Here is a 21294-nt window from a genome sequence, read left to right as displayed (position 1 = left end):
ATTCGGGGCGCGGGATCAGCCGCGCAGTTCCGCCCCCAGCTTGGCCGCCGCTGCGACCACCTTGTCGGCGATCTCCTTGATCTCGGCGTCCTTGTAGCTCTTGTCGGTGGGCTGAAGCGTCACCTCGATCGCGAGCGACTTCTTCCCCTCAGGCACGCCCTCCCCGGTGAAGAGGTCGAAGACGCGCGCGGCGACGATGTTCGCTTTGTCCGCGCCCTGGACCGCGCGCAGCAGGTCGCCCGCTGCGACGTCGTCGGGAACGAGGAAGGCGAAATCGCGCGTCACCGCCTGCAGCGCGGGCGGGGTGAAACCGGGCCGGGCGAAGCTCACCGGGCCTTTCGCGGCCTTCTTCGCGGGGATGGCGTCGAGGAAGAGTTCGACCGCCGCGACGGGTCCGTCCATGTCGAAGGCGCGGAGCGTTGCCGGGTGCAGCATCCCGAAGCGGGCGAGCACGTTCTTCGGGCCGAGCCTCAGCGTCGCAGACCGGCCGGGATGGAACTGCGGCCCCGCTTCGCCCATCACCATGAGATTGCCGATGGGCGCGCCCGCCGCCTCGAGCAGGGCCATCGCGGCGGCCTTGGCGTCGAAGGCATCGAACATCGCGGCCTTGCCGGTGGCCCAGCCGCGCGGCGTCTTCTCGCCCGCAAGAACGATGCCCAGCGTCGGCTTTTCGTCGCTGGTCCCGTCCTGTGAGCGGAAGTAGCGCCGCCCCAATTCGAACAGCCGGGTCGCCGCCGCACCGCGGTCGGCGTTGCGCTTGGCAGCCATGAGAAGGCCGGGCAGCAGCGAGGGACGCATGACCTTCAGGTCTTCGCTGATCGGGTTTTCGAGGCTCCACAGCGCCTCGCCCTCGGGCGCGAAATGGGCGGCTTCGGCTTCGGGAAGGAAGGACCACGTCACCGCCTCGTCGAGCCCGCTCGCGGCGGCGGCGCGGCGCAGGCGGCGCTCCATCACCTGCTGCGGCGTGGCGGTCGGGCGGGCGACGCCTTCCGCCCGCGGCAGGGCGACGCTTTCGACCTTGTCGAGGCCGTGGATGCGGACGACTTCCTCGACGAGGTCGGCCGGGCCTTCGATGTCGTGGCGGCGCAGCGGGCAGGTCACGTTCCACTCGGCGTCGACGCTGAAATCGAGGCTTTCGAGGATGCGCTTCTGCTCATCCTCGGGCACATCGACCCCGCCCAGACGCTGCGTCAGGCCGGTATCGAAGGCGACGAGCTTGGGTTCGGACGGCGGCGAACCGGCGCGCACGACTTCGCTCGGCTGCCCGCCTGCCAGTTCGACGATCAGGCCGGTCAACAGGTCGAGTCCGGTGTCGAGAAAGGCCGGGTCGACCCCGCGCTCGAACCGCGTGCGCGCGTCGGAGGCGAGGCCGAGCTTGCGACCGGTAACGCCGATGCGCGCCGGGTCGAAATACGCGATTTCGAGCAGGACGTCGGTTGTATCGTCCGCAACGCCCGAATTCTCCCCGCCCATGATCCCGGCGATGTCGTGGACCTCGCGTTCGTCCGCGATCACGACCATGCTGTCGTCGAGTGTGTAGGTCTTCTCGTTCAGCGCGAGCACCTTCTCGCCCGGCTTTGCCCGCCGCGCATGGACCGCGCCCGAAAGCTTCGCGCAGTCATAGGCGTGCGCCGGGCGGCCATAGGCGAGCATCAGGTAGTTCGTGAGGTCCACCAGCAGCGAGATCGGCCGTTGTCCCGCGCTCTTGAGCCGCTGCTGCAGCCAGTCGGGCGAGGGGCCGTTGGTCACGCCCTTGATGATGCGCCCGTAAAAGGCCGGGCAGCCTTCGGGGTCGTCGGTGCGGATCTCAACCGGACATTCGCCGGAAGCCTCGAAATCCGGAATCGCGATCGGCTTCAATGTCCCCAGCCCCGCCGCCGCAAGATCGCGGGCGATGCCGTAGACGCCCATGCAATCGGGCCGGTTCGGCGTCACCGCGACCTCGATCACCGGCGATGAACCCTGGTAGTCCGCAAAGGGATGCCCCGTCGTCGCGTCCTCGGGCAGTTCGAGAATGCCCTCGTGCGAATCCCCGATGTCGAGCTCGCGCACCGAACACATCATGCCGGTCGATTCGACCCCGCGGATCGCCGCCTTGCGCAGTTCCATGCCGTTCGACGGGACCACCGCGCCGGGAAGGCCGAGCACGCCCTTCATCCCCGCACGCGCATTGGGCGCGCCGCACACGACCTGCAGGGGCTTGCCATCGTTCACGTCCGGGCCTGCATCGACGGTGAGCACCTGCAGCTTGTCCGCATCGGGATGCTTTTCCGCCGTCAGCACATGGGCGATCCGGAAACCGGCGAGCTTTTCGGACGGGTCCTCGACCCCCTCGACCTCGAGCCCGATCGCATTCAGGGCGGCGAGGATTTCCGTGAGCGATGCCTCGGTTTCGAGGTGATCCTTCAGCCAGGTGAGCGAGAACTTCATGGCCGCACTCCCACGCCTGCGGAAAGCGTCGGCTGGTCGAACGGCGAGAAGCCGTAATGCGCAAGCCAGCGCGGGTCCCCGTCGAAGAAGGCGCGCAGGTCGTCCATTCCGTATTTGAGCATGGCGAGCCTATCCACCCCCGTCCCGAAGGCGAAGCCCTGCCATGCGGCCGGATCGAGCCCGGCGAATTCGATCACCCGCGGGTTGACCATGCCGCTGCCGAGCACTTCCATCCACGCATGGCCCGGATCGTCGCCCGAGCCACCGACCACCCGGCGGCCGCCTTCCATCGAATAGCCGACATCGACCTCGACGCTCGGTTCGGTGAAGGGGAAATAGCTCGGGCGCAGGCGCAGGACGATATCGTCGCGCTCGAAGAACGCCTTGAGGAAGGTCTCCAGCGTCCATTTCAGGTGGCCGAGGTGGATGTCCTTGTCGATCACCAGTCCCTCGATCTGGTGGAACATCGGCGTGTGCGTCATGTCGCTGTCGCTGCGATAGACCCGCCCCGGCGCGATGATCCGCAAGGGCGCGCCCTGCTCCACCATCGAGCGGATCTGCACCGGCGAGGTGTGAGTCCTGAGCAGCATCTTCCCGCCATCAGGCGCCGCATCAGGGAAATAGAAGGTGTCGTGCATCGCCCGCGCCGGATGGCTCTCGTCCATGTTGAGCGCGGTGAAATTGTGCCAGTCGTCCTCGATCTCCGGCCCCGTCGAGACCGCAAAGCCGAGATCGGCGAAGATCTCCGCCAGTTCGTCCATCACCTGGCTGACCGGGTGGACCGTGCCGCGCGGCGCTTGCGGTGCGGGCAGGGTCAGGTCGATCGTCTCGCTCGCCAGCTGCGCCTCGAGCGCGGCGGCTTCGAGCGCGTCCTTCTTCGCCGCGATCGCATCGGCGATTTCGCCGCGGACCGCCTGGATCGCGGGGGCGGCCTGCTGGCGCTCTTCGGGGCTCATCTGGCCGAGCGATTTCAGCTCGAGGCTCACCCAGCCCTTCTTGCCGAGCGCGGCGACGCGCGCTTCGTCGAGCTGCGCGAGGTCGCTCGCGGCGGCAATCGCGGCGAGCGCTTCGTCCTTGCGGGATGTGAGGTCGGTCATGGATTCGGGTTCGATCGGCAGTTTGTCGGAAACGAGCGGGTCCGCTAGCGGCAAATCGCCCGCCATGCAAAGCGCCTTTGCCCGCGCGGGCCCGGTTTAGCGGTCAGGAGCTGCTTTCGGGCCGGTGGAGCCCCTGCACCGCCGCCCCCGCAATCTCCATCCGCGCCCGCGCGGCGGCGACGAGAAAGGGCTTGTCGAGCCTGGCGTAGACGCTCGGGTTCATGCCCATGAACCGCTTGAAGTCGCGCACGAAGTGGGCCTGGTCGTGATACTGGCAATCGAGCGCCTCGAGCCATTTCAGCGAGGGGTCGAGCATGAACTGGGCGAGGCTGCGCAGGAACCGCTGACGGCGCAGCAGCAGCTTGGGCGTGAAGCCGAAGGCGCGCCGCGCGAGCCGTTCGAGCGAGCGCACGTTCATGCCCACACGCTCGGCGAGTTCGGCCACGCTGGCGAGTTCGGGATCGACCAGCGCCGCATTGACCGCCCGGATCGCGGCATGGTCGGCCGCGCGGCCCGCCTCGCGAGCGGCGAGCACGCGGTCCATGTGCGCCTCGATCAGCGCGAGCCCTTCGGCAAAGCCCGTCTCCCCTCCCGCCAGCTCACGCGCGAGCGGATGGAAGGCGGCAAAGGCGGGATCGGCCTCTCCATCGACGAAGCGGTCGGCATAATCGCCAGCCTGCGCCTCGACCAGCGCGGCCCAGCCGAGCGGCATCAGGCCGATCCCCCACATCCTTCCCGAGCCGAGACGGAAACGGGTCGGGCGGCTGGTCGGCCCGGTCGCGGCGAAAGCGGGCACGGGGCGCAGGTCCTCCGCGCCGATCGCGCTTTCGCAGGGGTTCGCCGCGATGAAGCGCAGGTTGGGCCATTCGGGATGGAGGTAATCCTCGAGCACCGGCTCGCGCTTCGAACAGCGCGCCTCGGTGTAATAATAGGTCGTCACGAAGGGCCGCAGTTCTTCGCGCGGCAGGGCGAAGCGCACCGTGATCGACGGCCCGGCCGCTGGTCCTGTCATGTCTCGCCCCTCCTTCCCATCGCCTCGCCCGCGTGCCTTGCCATCCTATCCGCCGCCTGGCCGGAATGAAGTGACAAGTCCCGTTAGCCCGGTTGCGACCGCCTAGCGCGCAGGCTTGTCGAGCGTCTGCGCGGCGCTGCCCCACGCCTTTGCCCGCGCTTCCATGAAGGCCGACAGGATCGGGTGGTCGAGCGCGGCGTATTCGCTCGGGTTCATCGTCATGAACTCGCGGAATTCGCGGCTGAACTGGGCCTGGTCGTGGTATTCCCCGTCCATCGCCTCGGTCCAGCGCGAGCCTTCGCGCAGCATGAACGCGGTGAGGCTACGCATGAAGCGCTGGCGGCGCATCAGCAGCTTGGGCGTGAAGCCGAAATAGCGCGCGCAGACCCGCTCGAGCGTGCGGATGCTCATGCCGCCCGCATCGGCGAGCTGCGAAACGGTCGCGCATTCGCCGGACACCAGCGCCTGGTGGACGCGCACGATCTTGGGCTCGTCGCGATTGGGCCGCATCAGCCGGTCCATCGCCTCAAGGATCGCGTCGTATTGCTCCTCGAGCGTGGCTTCGGGATCGCACAGCACCCCGGCGAGCGGGGCGAAGCGGGCGAAGGCGGGATGGGCCGCGCCGTCGCACACGACATTGGCGAGGCTCTCGGCATCGGCCTCGATGAAGCGCGCCCAGCCGACGGGCAGGAACCCGATGCCCCACATCCGCGAAGTGCCGAGCCGGAAATGGCACGGGCGCGAGCTTGGCCCGGTCGCGGTGAAGCGCGTGTCCTCGACCCGCGAGGTGCCGATCTCGGCCTCGGGACAGGCACCGGCGAAAAAGCGGATATTGCTCCATTCGGGCTGGAGGTAATCCTCGACCGGGCCGCCCGTGCCGGTGTCGAGATCGAGGTGGTAGAAAGTCGTGAAGCAGCCTTCGAACCGTTCGGGCGGCGGGTGGAAGCGGCTGCGGACCAGCGGCATTGCGCCGCCGGTCGAACGGGCCGGTTCGCCGACGAGTTCGATATCCCCCATGCGCGAAGATGTGCCGCAGATGGCGCGGATTTACAATAGGCCGCCGCGTGCCGCGCGCCCGGAACGAAGCGGGCCCCCGCCGCCACGGCTGACGCCATGGCGGTCGGGGGCCCGTCTCATGCTCCCTGAAGGAACAAGCCGGATCAGGCGGGGAGCGCGTCCTTGGCCTGGGCGATGATCGCCTTGAAGGCGGCTTCCTCGTTCATGGCGAGGTCGGCCATCACCTTGCGGTCGAGTTCGATCCCGGCGAGCTTCACGCCGTGCATGAACTGCGAATAGGTCAGCCCTTCGGCGCGCACGGCGGCGTTGATGCGCTGGATCCACAGGGCGCGGAAATTGCGCTTCTTCACCTTGCGGTCGCGATAGGCGTACTGGCCGGCCTTCTCGACCGCCTGGCGGGCGACGCGGATGGTGTTCTTGCGGCGACCGCGATAGCCCTTGGCCTGGTCGAGGATCCGCTTGTGCTTGGCGCGGGTGGTAACACCGCGTTTGATGCGAGGCATGTCTTCGTGTTCCTTTCAGTCACATGGGCCAAGCCTGCCCTCGCCCCCGCCCTTCCACCCGGAAGGATACCATCAAGGGCGGAAGGGCGGGGGCGAGGGCAGGCTTGGCAGCGTCGTCAGACGCTAATCAATCCAACCCGTAGGGCGCCCACTTCTTGACCGTCTTGGTGTCGGCCTCGGAAAGCAGGGTGGTGCCGCGGTTCTGGCGGATATACTTCGCATTGTGGCTGATCAGGCGGTGGCGCTTGCCCGCGACACCGTGCTTGACCTTGCCCGTCGCGGTGATCTTGAAGCGCTTCTTCACACCGCTCTTGGTCTTCATCTTGGGCATTTTCATCTCCTTGAGTTCAGAGACACATCGGATCAGCCCTGGCAGCCCTTGTCGCCAGGCCGAACGCTACGATCTGTGTCGGCGAAGGAGCGCCACATAGCGGTTTCGCGCAGGTTTGCAAGCGATTCGGGGGCGATAGTTCGCGCCGATCATACGCGGTGGTTCGGTGCGCAGTGACTTCGGCATCGCGGCGCGCCGGGAAGGCCCGGGGCGGAGCATGACGCGGCTCCGGCCAGTAGGAAAGCCCCTATTCGCCCGCGTAGGCCCGTCGCCCGGTTTCCGCGAGCCAGCGGACGAAATCGCCGTGGTGGATGGGCTCCGCGCCCTCGGGAAGCTCGCCCGTCCAGACATAGGCCTGCGCCTCGTTCCCGCCCGCCTGCCAGCCGTCGACCGGGACCGCCATGCGTTCGTATTGCGGCCCCTCGAAGGCATCGAGCACCGCAAGGTCCACCTCCCCCGCATCGTGCAGCGAGCCGACCACGTTGGTCGCGTGGCCCGCGCGCGTGAGCACCAGCGCGGGATACCAGCCCTTGGCATCGGGAATGGCGAAGAGCGCGCCCTCGACGCTCGCCTGAGAGCCCATCCCGAGCCCGGCAAGGAAGGGCCAGTCGCCCACGCCTTCGCGCAGCACGCCGTAGAAGAAGAGGTAGGTCGGCTGGGTCATGCTGCGAACAGCACTATCCGCTTATCCTGAGCTTGTCGAAGGTCTGGCCCTCACCGCTTTAAGAAGGACCGGCAGCTAGCAGGCTTTCGCCGAAGATTGTCCCAATGACCGGATGTGGGTGGATAGGCGAATGGCTGCTTGCATCCGATCGGACGAAGAGGCCGATACGGTTATACCTGCAGGACGAGCTGCTCGCCGACCTTCTTGACTTCGTTGCAATGAAAGAAGTCGAGCGTGCTTTTGGCGTAGAGAGCTCCCTCCAGCGACGTAGGCCAAGCACCGGGCTCGTCATTCGCACCAACAGGTGACCAGCAGACCACCGTTCTGCGATCCGAACCTCCAGATTGAAAAACCTTGATCGGCGGGCCATCTGGATAGCCTGCGAGTTGTGCCGCCGACCGCAGCTTGATCGCTTCGTCCCCGGATATCTCCGTCAGTGTCGATCTACCTTGCAGCCAAAGGCCGGCAGATCCCGCGCGTCGCTCGCGGACCGTTATCACTTCAGCTTCACGCAGAACCGTCTGGCGATCCAGACAGCCCCCTTCCTCCCAGCATGACGGATCGAACGTCGCCACCAAAACGACTTTCGAGAACCGAAATACGTTCTCCTGTTCAGCAGCACCAAACCCCGTGCCTTCGATCAAGGGGCGGAAGCTGAGCGGAAGACACCTGTCTTCGTTGCGAACATCATTGTTCATCGTGTCGGGGCACAATGAACACTCCCAGCCATAGCACTCGCTTAGCTGGCCTGTGAGCTTGACCCATTTCCCTGCAAAGTCGCCAGGACTTGAGCGAAGTTGCGCAATGGTCACCGATACCGCGCTGTCGCCCTCTGGAGCAGACGCCGATCCGGCAGTAAAGTCCCGACATGCTGCGCCCCAAACAGCCGCGCCGATTAGGGCGACGAATGCAAAGGTTCGTGTTGTCCAATTCATCAAGCCAGCATGCGAGAAAAAGTCAAAAGCTGCAATGCGTCAGCACAGCGCCAATTGTCCGAAATGGGGTCGTCAGCGGCAAGTCCGCTTCCGCTGCCGATGCCATTAAAAACCGACGCCCTTACTCCTCGTAGATCATCTTCACCGTCATCCCGCCGTCGACCGTGAGGTGCTGTCCGGTCACGAACCCAGCGCCGATCAGGTATTCGACCGCCTCGGCAATATCCTGCGGCCTGCCGACACGGCCCGCCGGGTGCTGCGCGCGGTCCTTTTCGCGGTGTTCGACCTCCTGCCGCTCGGCCTCCTTCTGCCAGTCCCTCGTCTCGATCCAGCCGGGGCGGATCGCGTTCACGCGCACCTGCGGGCCCAATGAGACCGCCATCGCGTGCGTCAGCGCGTCGATCCCGCCCTTGGAGGCGGCATAGGCGAAGCTTTCGGGCTCGCTCATCACCGCGCGGGTGGAGGAGATGTTGACGATGTTCGCCGCCTCGCCCGTCTGCCGCTCCGCCTCGCGCAGCAGCGGGAGCGCCGCGCGCGAGCAGAGGAAGGCGGCGGTGAGGCTCGCGTCGAGCCACGCCTGCCAGTCGGCAAGGTCGAGGTCTTCCAGCGGCCCGCAGAAGGGATTGGCGATGGCCGCGTTGTTGACGAGGGCCGCGAGCGGAGCGGTGCTCGTCCACGAGGCGATCGCCTCGAAGGCTATCGCCACCTCGCGCTCCGATCCGACGTCGCAGGGCAGGGTCAGCAGGCGTTTCGGCGAGGCTTCGCCGACCAGTTCGGCCAACGCCTCCGCGTCGATGTCGAGCGCGGCGACCCGCCAGCCCTTTTCGAGGAAATGGAGGACGCAGGCCCGGCCAATGCCCTGCCCCGCCCCGGTTATCGCGATTGTCTTTTCCATGTGAAGGCCAACGGACGAAAGCGCAGGAGGTGCCTCAGTCGGCTTCGGGTTGGCCGGAGGGGCGCTCTGCGACCAGCCGGATGTCTATGTCCGGCGGGATACCGAACACGTCCTCGATCCTGTCGCGGGCATCGGGCGCGGCGATCTCCACCGCGACGCGGCGCGCGCCTTCGCGCTCGATCCGGAAGGGACGGCCCACGACCTCCAGCCGCCGGCGGGCGAAGACGAGGGCGTTATCCATCGCGGCGTTTGCATCGCCTTCGATGCCTTCGAGATCGGCTTCGAGGACGAAGACGCGCGCTGATTCGGGCTCGGCGAAGGCAGGCTGGCCCGCGGCGCAGGCCAAGGCGACGAGCAGGGCGGCGGCGCGGCGGATGATAGCCCTCACCCCATCGCCTCGAGCACGTCGTCGAGCCGCGCCGGGTCGCCCAGCGCGATCACGCGGCCGTCGGAATCCCGGTCCAGGGGATTGCCCATCCAGTCGCTCATCGTGCCGCCCGCCCCTTCGACGACGGGAACGAGCGCGGCGAAATCGTAGAGCTTGAGCCCCGCCTCGACCACGAGATCGACATGGCCGGATGCGACGAGGCCGTAATTGTAGCAGTCGCCGCCATAGATGATCTTGCGCTCCGCGACCGCCTTGGCGACGCCCATGAAGGCATCGACGTCGTCGCCCGAAAACTGGTGCGGGGTGGTGGTGCCGAGCACCGCGTCCGACAAGTCGCGGCACGGGCGGGCGCGCACGGGCTTGCCGTTGAAGGTCGTCCCCTCGCCGATCCGGCCGACCCAGCGCTCGCCCGCGATCGGCTGGTCGATCACGCCGAGCACGGGCCAGCCGTCCTGCAGCAGCGCGATGAGCGTGCCGAAGATCGCCCGGCCCGCGATGAAGCTGGTCGTGCCGTCGATGGGGTCGAGCACCCATTGCCGGCCCGCGCCCTCGTTGCGCGTGCCGTATTCCTCGCCGATGATGCCGTCGGCGGGGCAATGCTGCTCGATCAGCGCGCGCATCGCGGCTTCGGCGGCGCGGTCGGCCTCGGTCACGAAGGAGCGGTCGTCCTTGCGCTCCTCGCTCCATTCGCCGCGGAACAGGGGGCGGATCGCAGCGCCCGCGGCGTCGGCGAGGCGGAGGGCGAGGGCGTGGTCGTCTGGAGTCATCGAGAGCGTTTTCCGGTCCGGGCAAAATCAGGGGTGAGCGGCTCTCCTAGCCCAAGCCGCGCGCGAGGTAATCCTGTTGGAACCGTTTTTTACAGCTCAATTTGGGCCGATCGGTTCTTTTTTACCTACATTTCTCGCAGTTTATGCTGCTATGAGATTTTGTCGCTTGCGGGGGCGGACGAACGAGGGGGTATGACAAACGAAGGTCGCAGGGTCGAAGGGGTGGAGCCGCGCTCGGGCGCGACGGCGGATGGTCGTCCGCTGTCGCTCAACCGCGCGCCTGCGCCCGACCTTGCGCCGTGGATCGGGCGCATCGGCGTCACCCGCGTCCACGTCGATGCGGACCGCGCGATCGCCTGTTCGGTCTTCAACGACCTCGCCTTCTGCCGCCTTGCGCTGAAGGGCGACTGGACCGCCGAAACGCCCGCGGGCGAGATGCAACTGGGCGCGGAGCCGATGCTGGTCGGCCCGCAGGCGCGGCGCATGGACCTGACAGTGCGCGGGGGGTTCGAGGTCATCAATATCGGGTTGAGGCCCGGCGCGCTGTCCTGCCTGTTCGACCGGGCCAGCGCGCCGCTGGTCAACCGGATCGAGCGCGCCGATCCCTTCGGCCTATCGGACGGGCGCGACAACCACGGATTTCCGCCCGACGCCCCGGTGGAAGAAATCGCGCTGATCGCCGAGGACCGCATCCGCGCCTTCATCGAGAGAACAAACCCCAAACGCCCCGATCCGGTCAGCACCGCTTTCGAAGCGGCGAGCTTTCTCGACCCCAATATCAGCCCGAGCGACTTCGCCGCCGCGCAGGACATTTCGCTGCGCCAGGTCGAGCGCATCGTGCGGCGCGATTTCGGAATGACGCCGCGCACCGTGCTGCGCCGGGCGCGGGCGATGGACTTGGCCTGCCACCTGCTCGGCCTCGCGGACGGGCGCGAGGAGCAGGATTTCCTGCTGCGCTATTTCGACCAGTCGCACCTGATCCGCGAATTCCAGCATTTCTTCGGCGTCACACCGCACGCATTCCGCGCGAGCCCGCGCATCCTTTTGACCCTCAATCTCGAGGCGCGCGCCGCCCGGCGGCTGGAGGAACTCGCCCGCATCGCCCCCGGCGCGCTGCGACCGTGGCACGCGGGGTGGGTGAGCGAGGTCGAGGAGGAAGAGGAGGAAAAGGCGGGCGGTCCTGCGGGCGAGGAAGAATAGCCCTCAGCGCTCGGACCAGTAATCGAAGGCGAGCCGCTGGTGGAGCGCGACATAGGCTTTCGCCTCCGGCCCCTCCCAGTCGAGCGGCCATTCGCCCGGCATGGCATCGGCGAGGTGCGAACGCGACACCCACCAGCCCTGCCCCGGAAGCCCGTCCGACTGGCGCACGACGAGCACGGCGAGATCGGGCTCACCGCGCAGCCGGCCCTCCTCGTCGATCCGGTCCATCGCCGCGCACAGCTGGCGCATCAGCGGGCGGGTGAAGCTGTGGCCGAGCGCGAACAGCGCCTGGCTGTAGGTGAGCGGCGTGCGCGCACGGGCGGCGCCGATCAGGAGCTCGCGGATTTCATGCGGGTCGAGTGGCATCGTGACCCACCATAGCGCGTTTCCGCCTCTTCTTGCGAGCTGCCGAAGAGGCCGAAAGCCTCACGCCTTCGTGCGGAAGCGCGGGAGGTCCCGGCATTGGCTGTTGGCCTACGTCGCGCCCACCGGGACTCGCGCCTTCTTCAATCGAACAGGCTGGACACGCTGCTCTCGTCCGCGATACGGCGGATCGCCTCGCCGATCAGCGGGGCGATGGTGAGGATGCGAATTTTTGAGGAGTTTTCCGCCGCCTCGGTCGGGCGGATCGAATCCGAGATCACCAGCTCCTTCAGCTTCGACCCGTCGATCCGCGCCACCGCGCCGCCCGACAGCACCCCGTGGGTGATGTAGGCCGCGACCGACTTCGCCCCGTTCTCCAGCAGCGCCTCGGCCGCATTGCACAGGGTTCCTCCCGAATCGATGATGTCGTCGATGAGGACGCAGTGCCGGTCCTTGACCTCGCCGATGATGTTCATGACCTCGCTTTCGCCGGGCCGGTCGCGGCGCTTGTCGACGATCGCGAGCGGGGCGTTGTCGAGCCGCTTCGCCAGCGCCCGCGCGCGCACCACGCCGCCGACGTCGGGGCTGACCACCATCAGGTCCTGGTCGCCGTAGCGCGCCTGGATGTCGGCGGCCATGACGGGCGCCGCATAGAGGTTGTCGGTCGGGATGTCGAAGAAGCCCTGGATCTGGCCAGCGTGCAGGTCCACCGCGAGCACCCGGTCGGCGCCTGCCTGGGTGATGAGGTTCGCCACCAGCTTGGCCGAGATCGGCGTGCGCGGCCCCGGCTTCCGGTCCTGCCTTGCATAGCCGAAATAGGGCACGACCGCGGTGATCCGCTTGGCCGAGGCGCGGCGCAGCGCGTCGATGCAGATCAGCAGTTCCATCAGGTTGTCGTTCGCCGGAAAGCTCGTCGGCTGGACGAGGAAGACGTCCTCGCCGCGCACGTTCTCGTGGATCTCGACGAACACTTCCTCGTCGGCGAAGCGCCGCACGCTCGCATCGGTGAGCGGCATTTCGAGATAGGCCGCGATCGCCCGGGCGAGCGGCAGGTTCGAATTGCCCGACATGATTTTCATGACTGCGAATCCCCTAAGGCACAGGACGTGTGGCGCGTGGTCGCGCAACGCCTAGCGGCGCGTCACGGAAACGCAACACGCGAGCGGGGGTTGTCGTCAGGCTGTCGGGCGCTGCGAGAGGCGCGTTGCCGCGCAATGGTGCCCTGCGAAAGGAACGATCGCAGCAGGGACGCTTGCACCCTCGCCGCGCGAGAACCGCTGTGACCGATCAGGTCCCCGGCGACTGGTCCGGGCCGTCGTCCGCGACCGCGAAGGCGATGCCGGTGGCCCATAGGCCGACGAGGATGAAGGCGAAGATGTCCGCCCCGCCCGCGACGCGCGAACCTTCGGCCTTTCGGCCGGTGCCGGGAGCGGAGGCGGGCGCGGAATAGGTCCTGGCGCTGTCGCCGGCACGGGTGTTCGCCTCGGCTGCGATCGGGGCGATCGCGAGGCCGGCTGCGGCGGCCCCGAGGGCCATTCGGCGGATCATGTTCGTCATTGTCGGCCTTTCGCGTGCTGACATTCGGTGCGAGCCAGGCGGAGGTGCAGGGTCTGCGCAACTCCGGCTCTTCGGGTGAGGACCATAGAAGATGAAGGTAAACAAGTGCTGAGCGACGGACCGTGCGCGCGGCAGGCCCGCACGGGATCCCGCAAGGATCATCGCACGGTTCATCTCCCGGGGCGCCAGTCCTCGATCCGGCCGCGCCAGACTTCGAAACGCTCGCCCTCGTAATCCCATGCGACACGGCCCGCGTGCGGGATCATGCGCCCGTGGGCTTCGCGATAGTCCGCGAACGCCCCGTGCCAGCCGCGCCGCACATAGCCCTTGCCTTCGCGCGCGGGACGCAGGGCGAAGGTGCGCGCGGGCAGGCCGTCCTCGCCGCAATGGAGCTCGACCTCCGCCTCCACCCCGGCCGCCTGCGCCGAGACGGCCAGCACGCCGGCGCCCTTCTCCTCCCAGCGCAGCGCCGGGTTGGAAAGCATCGCATCCGGGTTCCACGGCAATTCGGCGAGATAGCGCTGCAACTGCCCTTCGACGAGCTCGCGCGAGGGATGGGCCCGCGCCAGCGGGACCAGGCCGAGCGCCCTCGCCCCGCTCACCGTTTCGCCGCCGACCAGCGAATCCTCGACATGGACAAGGCCAAGCGGCCCGACCCGCGCGCGCCAGCGAAAGGCGGGCGCGTCGCTCGCGATCCATTGCTCGGCGGTAAAGCGCATCCAGCGCGCCGCCCCGAGCCCGCGCAGCGTGCCCGATTGGCGGAACACAGCGCGCCCGCCCGAACCCGCGCGCGCGCCGAGCCGCTCCGCCAGCGCCGCGACGACCGGGGGAAGCGGCGCAGGCACGTCAGCCGCGCGGGGCGGTGCTGTGTTCCTTGATCCGGTGCTCTCCGCGGATCCAGCGCACCGTGCCGGACGAGGCGCGCATCACCACGCTCTGCGTCGTCATGATGGTCGCGCCGGTCGCCTTCTTGCGAGTCTTGACCCCGTCGAGCAGCGAGCCGTCGGTCACGCCGGTGGCGGCGAAGATGCAGTCGCCCCTGGCAAGGTCGCCCAGCTTGTAGATGCGGTCGAGGTCGGTGATGCCCCATTTCCGCGCGCGGGCCTTCTCGTCCTCGTTGCGGAAGACGAGCCGCCCGTTGAACTGCCCGCCGACGCAGCGCAGCGCGGCCGCGGCGAGCACGCCTTCGGGCGCGCCGCCCTGACCCATGTAAAGGTCGATCGTCGTGTCCTGATCGGTCACCGCGATCACGCCCGCCACGTCGCCGTCACCGATCAGCACGACGCCGCAGCCGAGACTGCGCAGCTCGGCGATGAGCTCGGCATGGCGCGGGCGGTCGAGCACGCAGACGATGATTTCGGACGGGTCCACGCCCTTCGCCTCGGCCACCGCCTTGACGTTCTCGGTCGGCGACTTGGCAAGGTCGATGATCCCTTCGGGATAGCCCGGGCCGACCGCGAGCTTGTCCATGTAGACGTCGGGCGCATTGAGCAGGCAGCCTTCTTCCGCCGCCGCCAGCACGGCGAGCGCGTTCGGCCCGGCCTTGGCGGTGATGGTCGTGCCTTCGAGCGGGTCCAATGCGATGTCGATCTTCGGCCCCTTGCCCGGCGCGCCGCCGACCTTTTCCCCGATGTAGAGCATCGGCGCTTCGTCGCGCTCGCCCTCGCCGATCACCACGGTCCCGTCGATATAGAGGTCGTCGAAGGCCCGGCGCATCGCCTCGACCGCGGCGGCATCGGCGGCCTTTTCATCGCCCCGCCCGACGAGCTGCGCGGCGGCGACCGCAGCGGCTTCGGTCACGCGGACCATCTCGAGCACCAGCACGCGCTCCATCGGGTTGTCGACATTGGCGGTTTTGTCGGCCAGCATATCGGTGCTAATCGGAGTGTTCATGCGCAATCTCTTCCCTGTCCGTTGCCTTGCCGGCCCTCGCGAGGCTTCGATGAGCCGCCCGGGCGCGCTTTGGCGCTTTCGTCCCGCCTTGTCGAGCGGCAGGGGCCGGATCGGCGCGATTTTGCTGGCCGGGTGTGCCGGGCTGACGGCCCACGCCCCGCTGGCCGCGCAGGATGACACCGCGATGACTGGCGGAGAAGAGAGCGAGGCGGCGCTCGAAGCGGACAGCGCGCCGGAAAGCCCTGCGCCGATCAACATCATGATCACCGTGCCGCGCGGCGACGTCAACGAGGCCGAGATGCAGGAATGCAAGGACGAGGCCGATGCGGGCACGATCAGCGGCGACATCATCGTGTGCCGCCGCCGCGGCTCGTCGGGCGAGGAGCAATATTCGAATCGCGAGGAGGCGAGGAAGCGCTACGCGCAGGAAACCGCCTTCAAGGGCGCGCCGCCTCCGCCCGATATGTTCGGCATTCCCGACAACGGGAAGGGCATCGGCATCGGCGGGGTTCCGCCGCCCGCGCTGATCATCGACGTCGGCGCGCTGCCGCAGGCGCCCGCCGGCTCCGATGCGGATCGCATCGCGCGCGGCCTCCCGCCGCTGGGGCAGGACGAGGAATTGTCCGAGGAGGAAATCCGCAAGCGCCGCGAAGCGCTGGGCCTGCCGCCGCCCAAATTCGAGAAGCGGCCGAACTAGTCCCCGAGGATCGGCAGCACCAGCGGCTCGCCCGTCAGGCTGTCCGAGCCTTCGAGCAGTTCGAGCGCCTTCGTCACGCAGCGCTCCGGCCCTTCGTGAGTCACCATCGCGACCAGCACCTCGCCACCTTCGCGCGAGCGGCCGTGCTGGATCAGGCTTTCGATCGACACGTCGGCATCGCGCATCGCCGCGGTGATCTCGGCCAGCACGCCGGGGCGGTCGTTGACGGTGAAGCGGATATAGGCGCGCTCGGTGCGGTGGCCGGGCTCCGCCGGCGGCAGGGCGGCGAGGCGGGCGACGGGGATCGAGAAGGGTGCGCTCACCTCGCTCCGCGCGATGTCGATGAGATCGGCGACGACGGCGCTGGCGGTCGGTCCATCGCCCGCGCCCGCGCCCTGGAACAGGAGCCGCCCGGAGAAATTGCCCTCGGCCACCACCGCATTGGTCGGCCCGTCGACGGGGGCGAGCGGGTGGTCCTTATGGACGAGGCAGGGCCGCACGCGCTGGAGCAGGCAGGGCCCGTTCTCGCCTTCCTCCACATCGGCCTCCCCGATCAGGCGGATGACGAAGCCCAATGCGTCGGCCTGAGCGATGTCGGCGGCGCGCACCTGGCGGATGCCGGTGAGGCGCACCGAATCGAAATCGACCCGCGCGCCGAAACCGATCGCCGAAAGGATCGCGAGCTTGTGCGCCGCGTCCACCCCGTCGATGTCGAAACTGGGATCGGCCTCGGCATACCCGAGCCTCTGCGCCTCGGTCAATGTCTCGTCGAAATCGGCGCCTGTCTCCTCCATCTCGGAGAGGATGTAATTGCACGTCCCGTTGAGGATGCCGTAGACCTTGGTCAGCGCATTGGCGCTGGTCCCTTCGCGCAGGCCCTTCACCACCGGGATGCCGCCCGCGACCGCGGCTTCGAACTTGAGCGCCACGCCCGCGCCTTCCGCCGCTTCGGCCAATGCGAGGCCGTGATGCGCGATCATCGCCTTGTTCGCGGTGACGAGACCCTTGCCGCCTTTCAGCGCCGCGCGCGAAAGGGCGAGCGCCGGGCCGTCCGCCCCGCCGACGAGCTCGACCACGACATCGACATCCTCGCGGCTCGCGAGCGCGGTCATGTCGTCCTCCCAGGCGAAGGGAGCGATATCGACGTCGCGGTCCTTCGCCCGGTCGCGCGCGCTCACCGCCGTCACTGCAATGGGCCGCCCGGCGCGCGCGGCGATGAGATCGCGATTCGTCGCGAGCAGCCGGATCACCCCCGCCCCGACCGTGCCGAGCCCGGCGATCGCGATTCTCAAAGGGGCGATTCTCAAGGGGGCGGTGTCAGAGCGGTCGGGCACGTGTCTCGGCTCCTTTAAGGATGAAGGCTTGCCCGAGGCGCTTAACCGCGCGCGGCGCAGCGTCAAGCGAAGCCGCGCGCGCTCACTCGGCGGAAGTGATCGCCCGCTCGCACGCGCCCAGCCGTTCGATGACGAAGGCATAGTCCGCCTCGGCCAGCGCGCGGGCATCGGGATCGCGCGCGAGATTGGCGCTGCTCGGCAATTCGCGCGGCAGGGCGCAGGCGAGGCGATACCAGCGCAGCGTGCCCGGCTCGGGCGGGCGCGCGGACGAATCGATGATCTCGCCCCACGACACGCCCCATGCGGGCGGCTGGCCGGGGCGGCGCAGCACGCTGATCGAGACCGGCGAACCGGCTTCCGTCTCGAGGAAGACCTGCGTTTCCGATTCCCCGGCAAGGTTGCCGCGCACCGACAGGGCATCGGCTATCCCCGTAATCACCGGCGGCGCGTCGGGGGCGACCAGTTCGGTGAGCACGCCGCGCACCCGGCTTTCGAGCGCGGGGGTCCAGGCGAGCATCCCCTCCTCCTCGACCAGCACCAGCGTGCCGGGGCGGCCCGTGACCGGATCGGCGAACAGCAGGACCTCGCTCTTCTTGAGCTTGGGCGCCTTGCCCTTCGCATCGAGCGGCACGTCGGCGAGCCAGGCGAGCGATTCGCGCACGCCGGTGTTCCCGGCGAGCAGCGCGCGCGTTTCGCCTTCGAGGTAAAGCCGCGCGAATCCGGGCTTCAGGCCGGGCGCGCGCTCGGGTTCGACCGTCGCCTGACCGCGAATCTCGGCCCGGATGACGAGCGCGCTGGCCTCTGCAAGAGTGACGAGATCGGCATAGGTCGGCCCCGCCTCGGGTGCCTGTGCCGGGGCGGGACGGTCCTGTGCAAATCCCTCAGCGCCCGGCGCAAGACCGGCCAGCGCAAGCCCGGAGCAGCCCGCAAGGAAGGCGCGCATGAGCTTGTTTTCATTTGTTAATTTTCGGTTAAAGCGCATTCGGGTCCAATCCTCTCGGCGGTTCGCACGGGGCCGCGTCCTATCACTTTGCATATCAGGTTCGCGGCCGTGAATCCGCCCTGAACCGATAAAGCGTTTGATTGCCTAGGGGCCAGTCGTTAAAGCCCGCAAGGCTTGCGCCGGGGTTGGGGACCAAGGCCGGTGCAGCAACAGTGTCGTGCATGGAACCCGCAGGCGGGAGTATCTGACGGATCATGCGCGGCCAGCCGGGTCAGGTCTGACTTCGCCAGACGGGGACAGCCGCTCCCGGCATGGGAGGACCTATATTTGGGATTTCGCGCCCCGGAATCAATCGCCGGGACGCGAACAGGTGTGTCGGCTTCAGGCCGGCACTTGTGATGGAGAGAAAGCGACTGGATGTCCTACGCTGATCAACAAAGAGGATTGACCGGCCCCAAGCTCGTCGCCCTGCTCATCGCGCTTGCGATCGTCGGCGGCATCGGGGTGGTGATGGTCGTCGGCCTGGCGATCAATGCCATCAAGAAAGAGATCGAGCGGGTCGATACCTTCAACGTCGAAGAAGAGGAGCCGCCGCCCCCGCCGGAGGAGCCGGAGGAGCCGCCCGAGCCGCAGGAGGTAGCCCCGCCGCCTCCGGTCGCGCCGCCACCGCCGATCAATATTTCGCCGCGGCCGCCGGACATCGTGACGCAGCGGGAAATTCCGCCGCCCTCGCCGCCCGCGCTGGTGCTTCCGCCGCCTGCGCCCGCCGCTCCGCCGGCCCCGCCGCCGCCGCCTTCGCGCGCCCGTGGTGTGCAGCCGCGCAACCAGAGCCGCTGGGTCTCGCGGATCATCCAGGACTATCCTTCGCGCGCCCTGCGCCAGGAGGAGGAAGGCACCGTCGGCGTGCGCGTCACGGTCGGCACCAATGGCCGGGTCGAGAACTGTTCGGTGACTTCCTCGAGCGGGTCGAGCATCCTCGACGAGGCCGCCTGCCGTTCGATGCAGCGCTATGCCCGGTTCGAACCGGCGCTGAACGATGCCGGTGATCCGATCACCGGCAGCTGGAGCACCCGGATCACCTATCAGATACGGTAACAATGCGTGACGGGAGCGCGGGCCACGGGGGCCCGGGCGACCATCGGGACATTTCTTTCAAGAGGACTTTTCGCAATGAACCTTTACACTCTCGCGGCCGCCGCCGCCGAAGCGCCGAAGAACGAATTCGGTTTCATGGAAGCGATGGAACAGGGCGGCCCGGTCGCCTGGTCCATCCTCGCCGTCATGATCATCATGTCGGTCGGCTCCTTCTACATCCTGTTCACCAAGCTGTTCGAGCAGAACAAGATCATGAAGCAGTACAAGACCGTCCGCAGCCAGTTCTGGCGCTCGAACGGCCTCAAGGAAGGCGCCGCCAAGCTCGAGAAGAACAGCGCCTGGCGCCAGATCGCCGACGACGCGATCGAAGCCCAGGAAAAGCACGGCAAGATGACCGACAGCCTCGAAGCGCATGACTATATGCACGGCTCGCTCCAGCGTTCGGAAGATTCGATCAACGCGACGCTCGCGGGCGGCCTGCCGTTCCTCGCGTCGGTCGGTGCGACCGCGCCGTTCATCGGCCTGCTCGGCACCGTGATCGGGATCTACCGCGCGCTCATCAACATCGGCATCGCCGGCAACGCCTCGATCGACAAGGTCGCGGGTCCGGTCGGTGAAGCGCTGATCATGACCGCGATCGGCCTGCTCGTCGCCGTGCCCGCGGTGCTCGCGTTCAACTGGCTGCAGTCGCGCAACCGCCGCATCGCCGAGCTGCTCAACAGCTTCTCGACCGACATCCTCGCCTACATCTCGTCGGACGGCGCGGTGAAGCCGGCGGTCGCTCCGGCGGCGGCGAAGAGCTCGGGCGCCAAGCCCGCGGCGAAGAACGCCGGCACCACCGCCACCACGGCGGGCGGCGTCAAGGCCGGCTCGAAGTAAGCCGACCACGATCCGTGCGGGCGGGGAGCGGCGCTTCCCGCCCGCAGCGGACCACCGGCGAGCGGCCCGACAGGCAGGAGAGGCCGACAGGTCCAGACGGCTCGCCGCGACAGTTTTCTCTAGGGTAGGAATTAACAATGGCGATTTCGATGGGAGGCGGGGAAACCCCGATGTCCGACATCAACACCACGCCGCTGGTGGACGTGATGCTGGTGCTCCTGATCATCTTCCTCATCGCGGTCCCGGTTGCGATCCAGACGATCGAGAAGCTGGAAATCCCGATCATCGAGAGCGAGGAAGCCAAGAACAAGGTCGAGAACCTCCAGCTCACCGTCAGCACCACCGATTCGGCCGGTCGCAGCGCGGGCGAGCCGGGTTTCGAAGGCGCCTCGCGCACGGGCGAGTGCCGGGTCTATTTCAACAACATCACCCCCGTCACCTCGGAAGAGCTCTACGACCAGGCCTTCACGCGGCTCGACCGGATCGTGACCCGCGCCGGCGGCCCCGAAGCGCTGCTGGCCGACCCCGAGCAGATCCCGCAGGTCCACATCCGCGGCGACGTCAACGCGCCGTGGCGCTGCGTGGCGGGCACGATCTACCAGGTGCAGGCGGCGGGCTATCCGATCGTCGGCTTCATCTCGAACCCGGTCGATCCGGGCTGATCGCCCCCATCGTAACCGGACACGTTTCAAGGAGTAACTGACATGGGTATGAGCGGAGGCCAACTCGACGGCGAACCGATGCTCGACATGAACATGACGCCGCTGATCGACGTTCTGCTCGTTCTGCTGATCATGTTCATCATCACCATCCCGATCGCGACGCACTCGGTCGACATCGACCTGCCGCAGGACAGCTCGGACCGTCCGCCGCCCGATATCGACCCGGTGAAGAACAAGCTCGTTCTGACCCAGCAGGACCAGATCCTGTGGAACGGCGAGCAGATCACCCTCGGCCGGCTGGCGACGACGCTGCAGCAGACGACGACCATGACCCCCGAGCCCGAGCTCCAGTTCGAGCCCGAGGCGCTGGCGAGCTACGAGATCTCGGCTCAGGTGCTGAAGATCATCAAGCAGACCGGCGTGACCAAGTTCGGTTTCGTCGGCAATGAAAAGTACCGCCAGTTCGGCACCGGCGGCCCCGGCGTGGGCGGCCAGCAGTAAGAGACGTTCAAAGCGAAAATCTTTGAAAGGGGCGGCATCCGAAAGGGCGCCGCCCCTTTTTCGTGGAGCGCACGGCATCTCGGCCCTGCGGGACCAGCAGTTTTGTAGGTCGCCGCTTTCGCGCTATGCTC

24 protein-coding genes are annotated in these 21294 nt (G+C 67.7%); 6 read left to right on the top strand and 18 right to left on the bottom strand.

Translation table 11 applies throughout. The features are described 5' to 3' along the window. Positions 1-15: 15 nt before the first annotated feature. The 11 genes from pheT to hisN form a co-directional block, all read right to left on the bottom strand. Complete coding sequence (gene pheT, locus G9473_RS14110) at positions 16-2430, bottom strand: phenylalanine--tRNA ligase subunit beta (RefSeq protein ID WP_291134082.1); 2415 nt, start codon at positions 2428-2430, stop codon at positions 16-18. Next, positions 2427-3527: a phenylalanine--tRNA ligase subunit alpha gene (gene pheS, locus G9473_RS14105; protein ID WP_291138494.1), complete on the bottom strand. Its 1101-nt coding sequence runs from the start codon at positions 3525-3527 to the stop codon at positions 2427-2429. The genes pheT and pheS overlap by 4 nt, the downstream gene beginning before the upstream one ends. A gap of 103 nt (positions 3528-3630) precedes the next feature. Further along, positions 3631-4539: an AraC family transcriptional regulator gene (locus G9473_RS14100; protein ID WP_291134080.1), complete on the bottom strand. Its 909-nt coding sequence runs from the start codon at positions 4537-4539 to the stop codon at positions 3631-3633. Between the two features lie 102 nt (positions 4540-4641). Continuing rightward, entirely contained in the window at positions 4642-5556 is a 915-nt protein-coding gene (locus tag G9473_RS14095; protein WP_291134078.1) for an AraC family transcriptional regulator, read from the bottom strand. A 143-nt stretch (positions 5557-5699) separates the two neighbouring features. Continuing rightward, complete coding sequence (gene rplT / locus G9473_RS14090; RefSeq protein ID WP_291134076.1) at positions 5700-6059, bottom strand: 50S ribosomal protein L20; 360 nt, start codon at positions 6057-6059, stop codon at positions 5700-5702. Between the two features lie 127 nt (positions 6060-6186). Then, a complete protein-coding gene (gene rpmI, locus G9473_RS14085; protein WP_291134074.1) occupies positions 6187-6390 on the bottom strand; it encodes a 50S ribosomal protein L35 in 204 nt (67 codons plus the stop codon). Between the two features lie 247 nt (positions 6391-6637). After that, a complete protein-coding gene (locus tag G9473_RS14080; protein ID WP_291134072.1) occupies positions 6638-7054 on the bottom strand; it encodes a gamma-glutamylcyclotransferase in 417 nt (138 codons plus the stop codon). Between the two features lie 170 nt (positions 7055-7224). Then, positions 7225-7989 (bottom strand): hypothetical protein, encoded by a 765-nt coding sequence (locus tag G9473_RS14075; protein ID WP_291134071.1) that lies wholly within the window; start codon positions 7987-7989, stop codon positions 7225-7227. Positions 7990-8110: 121 nt separating this feature from the next. Further along, positions 8111-8884 (bottom strand): SDR family oxidoreductase, encoded by a 774-nt coding sequence (locus G9473_RS14070; protein ID WP_291134069.1) that lies wholly within the window; start codon positions 8882-8884, stop codon positions 8111-8113. Between the two features lie 34 nt (positions 8885-8918). Further along, positions 8919-9272: a hypothetical protein gene (locus G9473_RS14065; RefSeq protein WP_291134068.1), complete on the bottom strand. Its 354-nt coding sequence runs from the start codon at positions 9270-9272 to the stop codon at positions 8919-8921. Beyond that, complete coding sequence (gene hisN / locus G9473_RS14060; RefSeq protein WP_291134066.1) at positions 9269-10039, bottom strand: histidinol-phosphatase; 771 nt, start codon at positions 10037-10039, stop codon at positions 9269-9271. Before hisN ends, G9473_RS14065 begins: the two co-directional genes overlap by 4 nt. 192 nt (positions 10040-10231) lie before the next feature. Here hisN and G9473_RS14055 point away from each other — a divergent pair, with 192 nt between their 5' ends. Beyond that, positions 10232-11239 (top strand): AraC family transcriptional regulator, encoded by a 1008-nt coding sequence (locus tag G9473_RS14055; RefSeq protein WP_291134065.1) that lies wholly within the window; start codon positions 10232-10234, stop codon positions 11237-11239. A 3-nt stretch (positions 11240-11242) separates the two neighbouring features. Here the strand turns inward: G9473_RS14055 and G9473_RS14050 are convergent, their stop codons facing one another. The 5 genes from G9473_RS14050 to glpX form a co-directional block, all read right to left on the bottom strand. Next, complete coding sequence (locus G9473_RS14050) at positions 11243-11605, bottom strand: ribose-phosphate pyrophosphokinase (protein ID WP_291134064.1); 363 nt, start codon at positions 11603-11605, stop codon at positions 11243-11245. A gap of 140 nt (positions 11606-11745) precedes the next feature. After that, positions 11746-12681 carry a ribose-phosphate pyrophosphokinase gene (locus tag G9473_RS14045; protein ID WP_291134062.1) on the bottom strand — a complete coding sequence of 312 codons (936 nt, stop codon included), beginning with the start codon at positions 12679-12681 and terminating at the stop codon, positions 11746-11748. 208 nt (positions 12682-12889) lie between these two features. Next, the gene (locus G9473_RS14040) at positions 12890-13138 is read right to left on the bottom strand and encodes a hypothetical protein (protein WP_291134060.1); all 249 of its coding nucleotides are present in this window, start codon (positions 13136-13138) and stop codon (positions 12890-12892) included. A 191-nt stretch (positions 13139-13329) separates the two neighbouring features. Continuing rightward, on the bottom strand, positions 13330-14004 hold the full coding sequence (locus G9473_RS14035) for a DUF6544 family protein (RefSeq protein ID WP_291134059.1): 675 nt from the start codon (positions 14002-14004) through the stop codon (positions 13330-13332). A gap of 1 nt (position 14005) precedes the next feature. Continuing rightward, on the bottom strand, positions 14006-15052 hold the full coding sequence (gene glpX, locus G9473_RS14030; protein WP_291134057.1) for a class II fructose-bisphosphatase: 1047 nt from the start codon (positions 15050-15052) through the stop codon (positions 14006-14008). 49 nt (positions 15053-15101) lie between these two features. Between glpX and G9473_RS14025 the strand changes: the two genes are divergently transcribed. Further along, the gene (locus tag G9473_RS14025) at positions 15102-15749 is read left to right on the top strand and encodes a hypothetical protein (RefSeq protein WP_291134055.1); all 648 of its coding nucleotides are present in this window, start codon (positions 15102-15104) and stop codon (positions 15747-15749) included. Here the strand turns inward: G9473_RS14025 and G9473_RS14020 are convergent. Beyond that, positions 15746-17083, bottom strand: a complete 1338-nt coding sequence (locus G9473_RS14020; RefSeq protein ID WP_291134053.1) for a homoserine dehydrogenase — start codon at positions 17081-17083, stop codon at positions 15746-15748. The genes G9473_RS14025 and G9473_RS14020 overlap by 4 nt on opposite strands. An 82-nt stretch (positions 17084-17165) precedes the next feature. Continuing rightward, positions 17166-18026 (bottom strand): hypothetical protein, encoded by an 861-nt coding sequence (locus G9473_RS14015; RefSeq protein ID WP_291134051.1) that lies wholly within the window; start codon positions 18024-18026, stop codon positions 17166-17168. 444 nt (positions 18027-18470) lie between these two features. On the opposite strand from G9473_RS14015, the gene G9473_RS14010 reads away from it, so the two are divergent. The 4 genes from G9473_RS14010 (at position 18471) to G9473_RS13995 (ending at position 21163) form a co-directional block, all read left to right on the top strand. Beyond that, positions 18471-19121, top strand: a complete 651-nt coding sequence (locus tag G9473_RS14010; protein WP_291134050.1) for an energy transducer TonB — start codon at positions 18471-18473, stop codon at positions 19119-19121. 75 nt (positions 19122-19196) lie between these two features. Then, complete coding sequence (locus tag G9473_RS14005; protein ID WP_291134048.1) at positions 19197-20000, top strand: MotA/TolQ/ExbB proton channel family protein; 804 nt, start codon at positions 19197-19199, stop codon at positions 19998-20000. Positions 20001-20137: 137 nt separating this feature from the next. Then, positions 20138-20662 carry a biopolymer transporter ExbD gene (locus G9473_RS14000; RefSeq protein WP_291134046.1) on the top strand — a complete coding sequence of 175 codons (525 nt, stop codon included), beginning with the start codon at positions 20138-20140 and terminating at the stop codon, positions 20660-20662. A 42-nt stretch (positions 20663-20704) separates the two neighbouring features. Further along, positions 20705-21163, top strand: a complete 459-nt coding sequence (locus G9473_RS13995; protein ID WP_291134045.1) for a biopolymer transporter ExbD — start codon at positions 20705-20707, stop codon at positions 21161-21163. The last annotated feature ends 131 nt before the right edge of the window (positions 21164-21294 follow it).

This window comes from Erythrobacter sp. (assembly GCF_011765465.1).
In the GTDB taxonomy this organism is placed as follows: Bacteria; Pseudomonadota; Alphaproteobacteria; order Sphingomonadales; family Sphingomonadaceae; genus Erythrobacter.
This window is presented reverse-complemented; position numbering and strand designations above follow the sequence as displayed.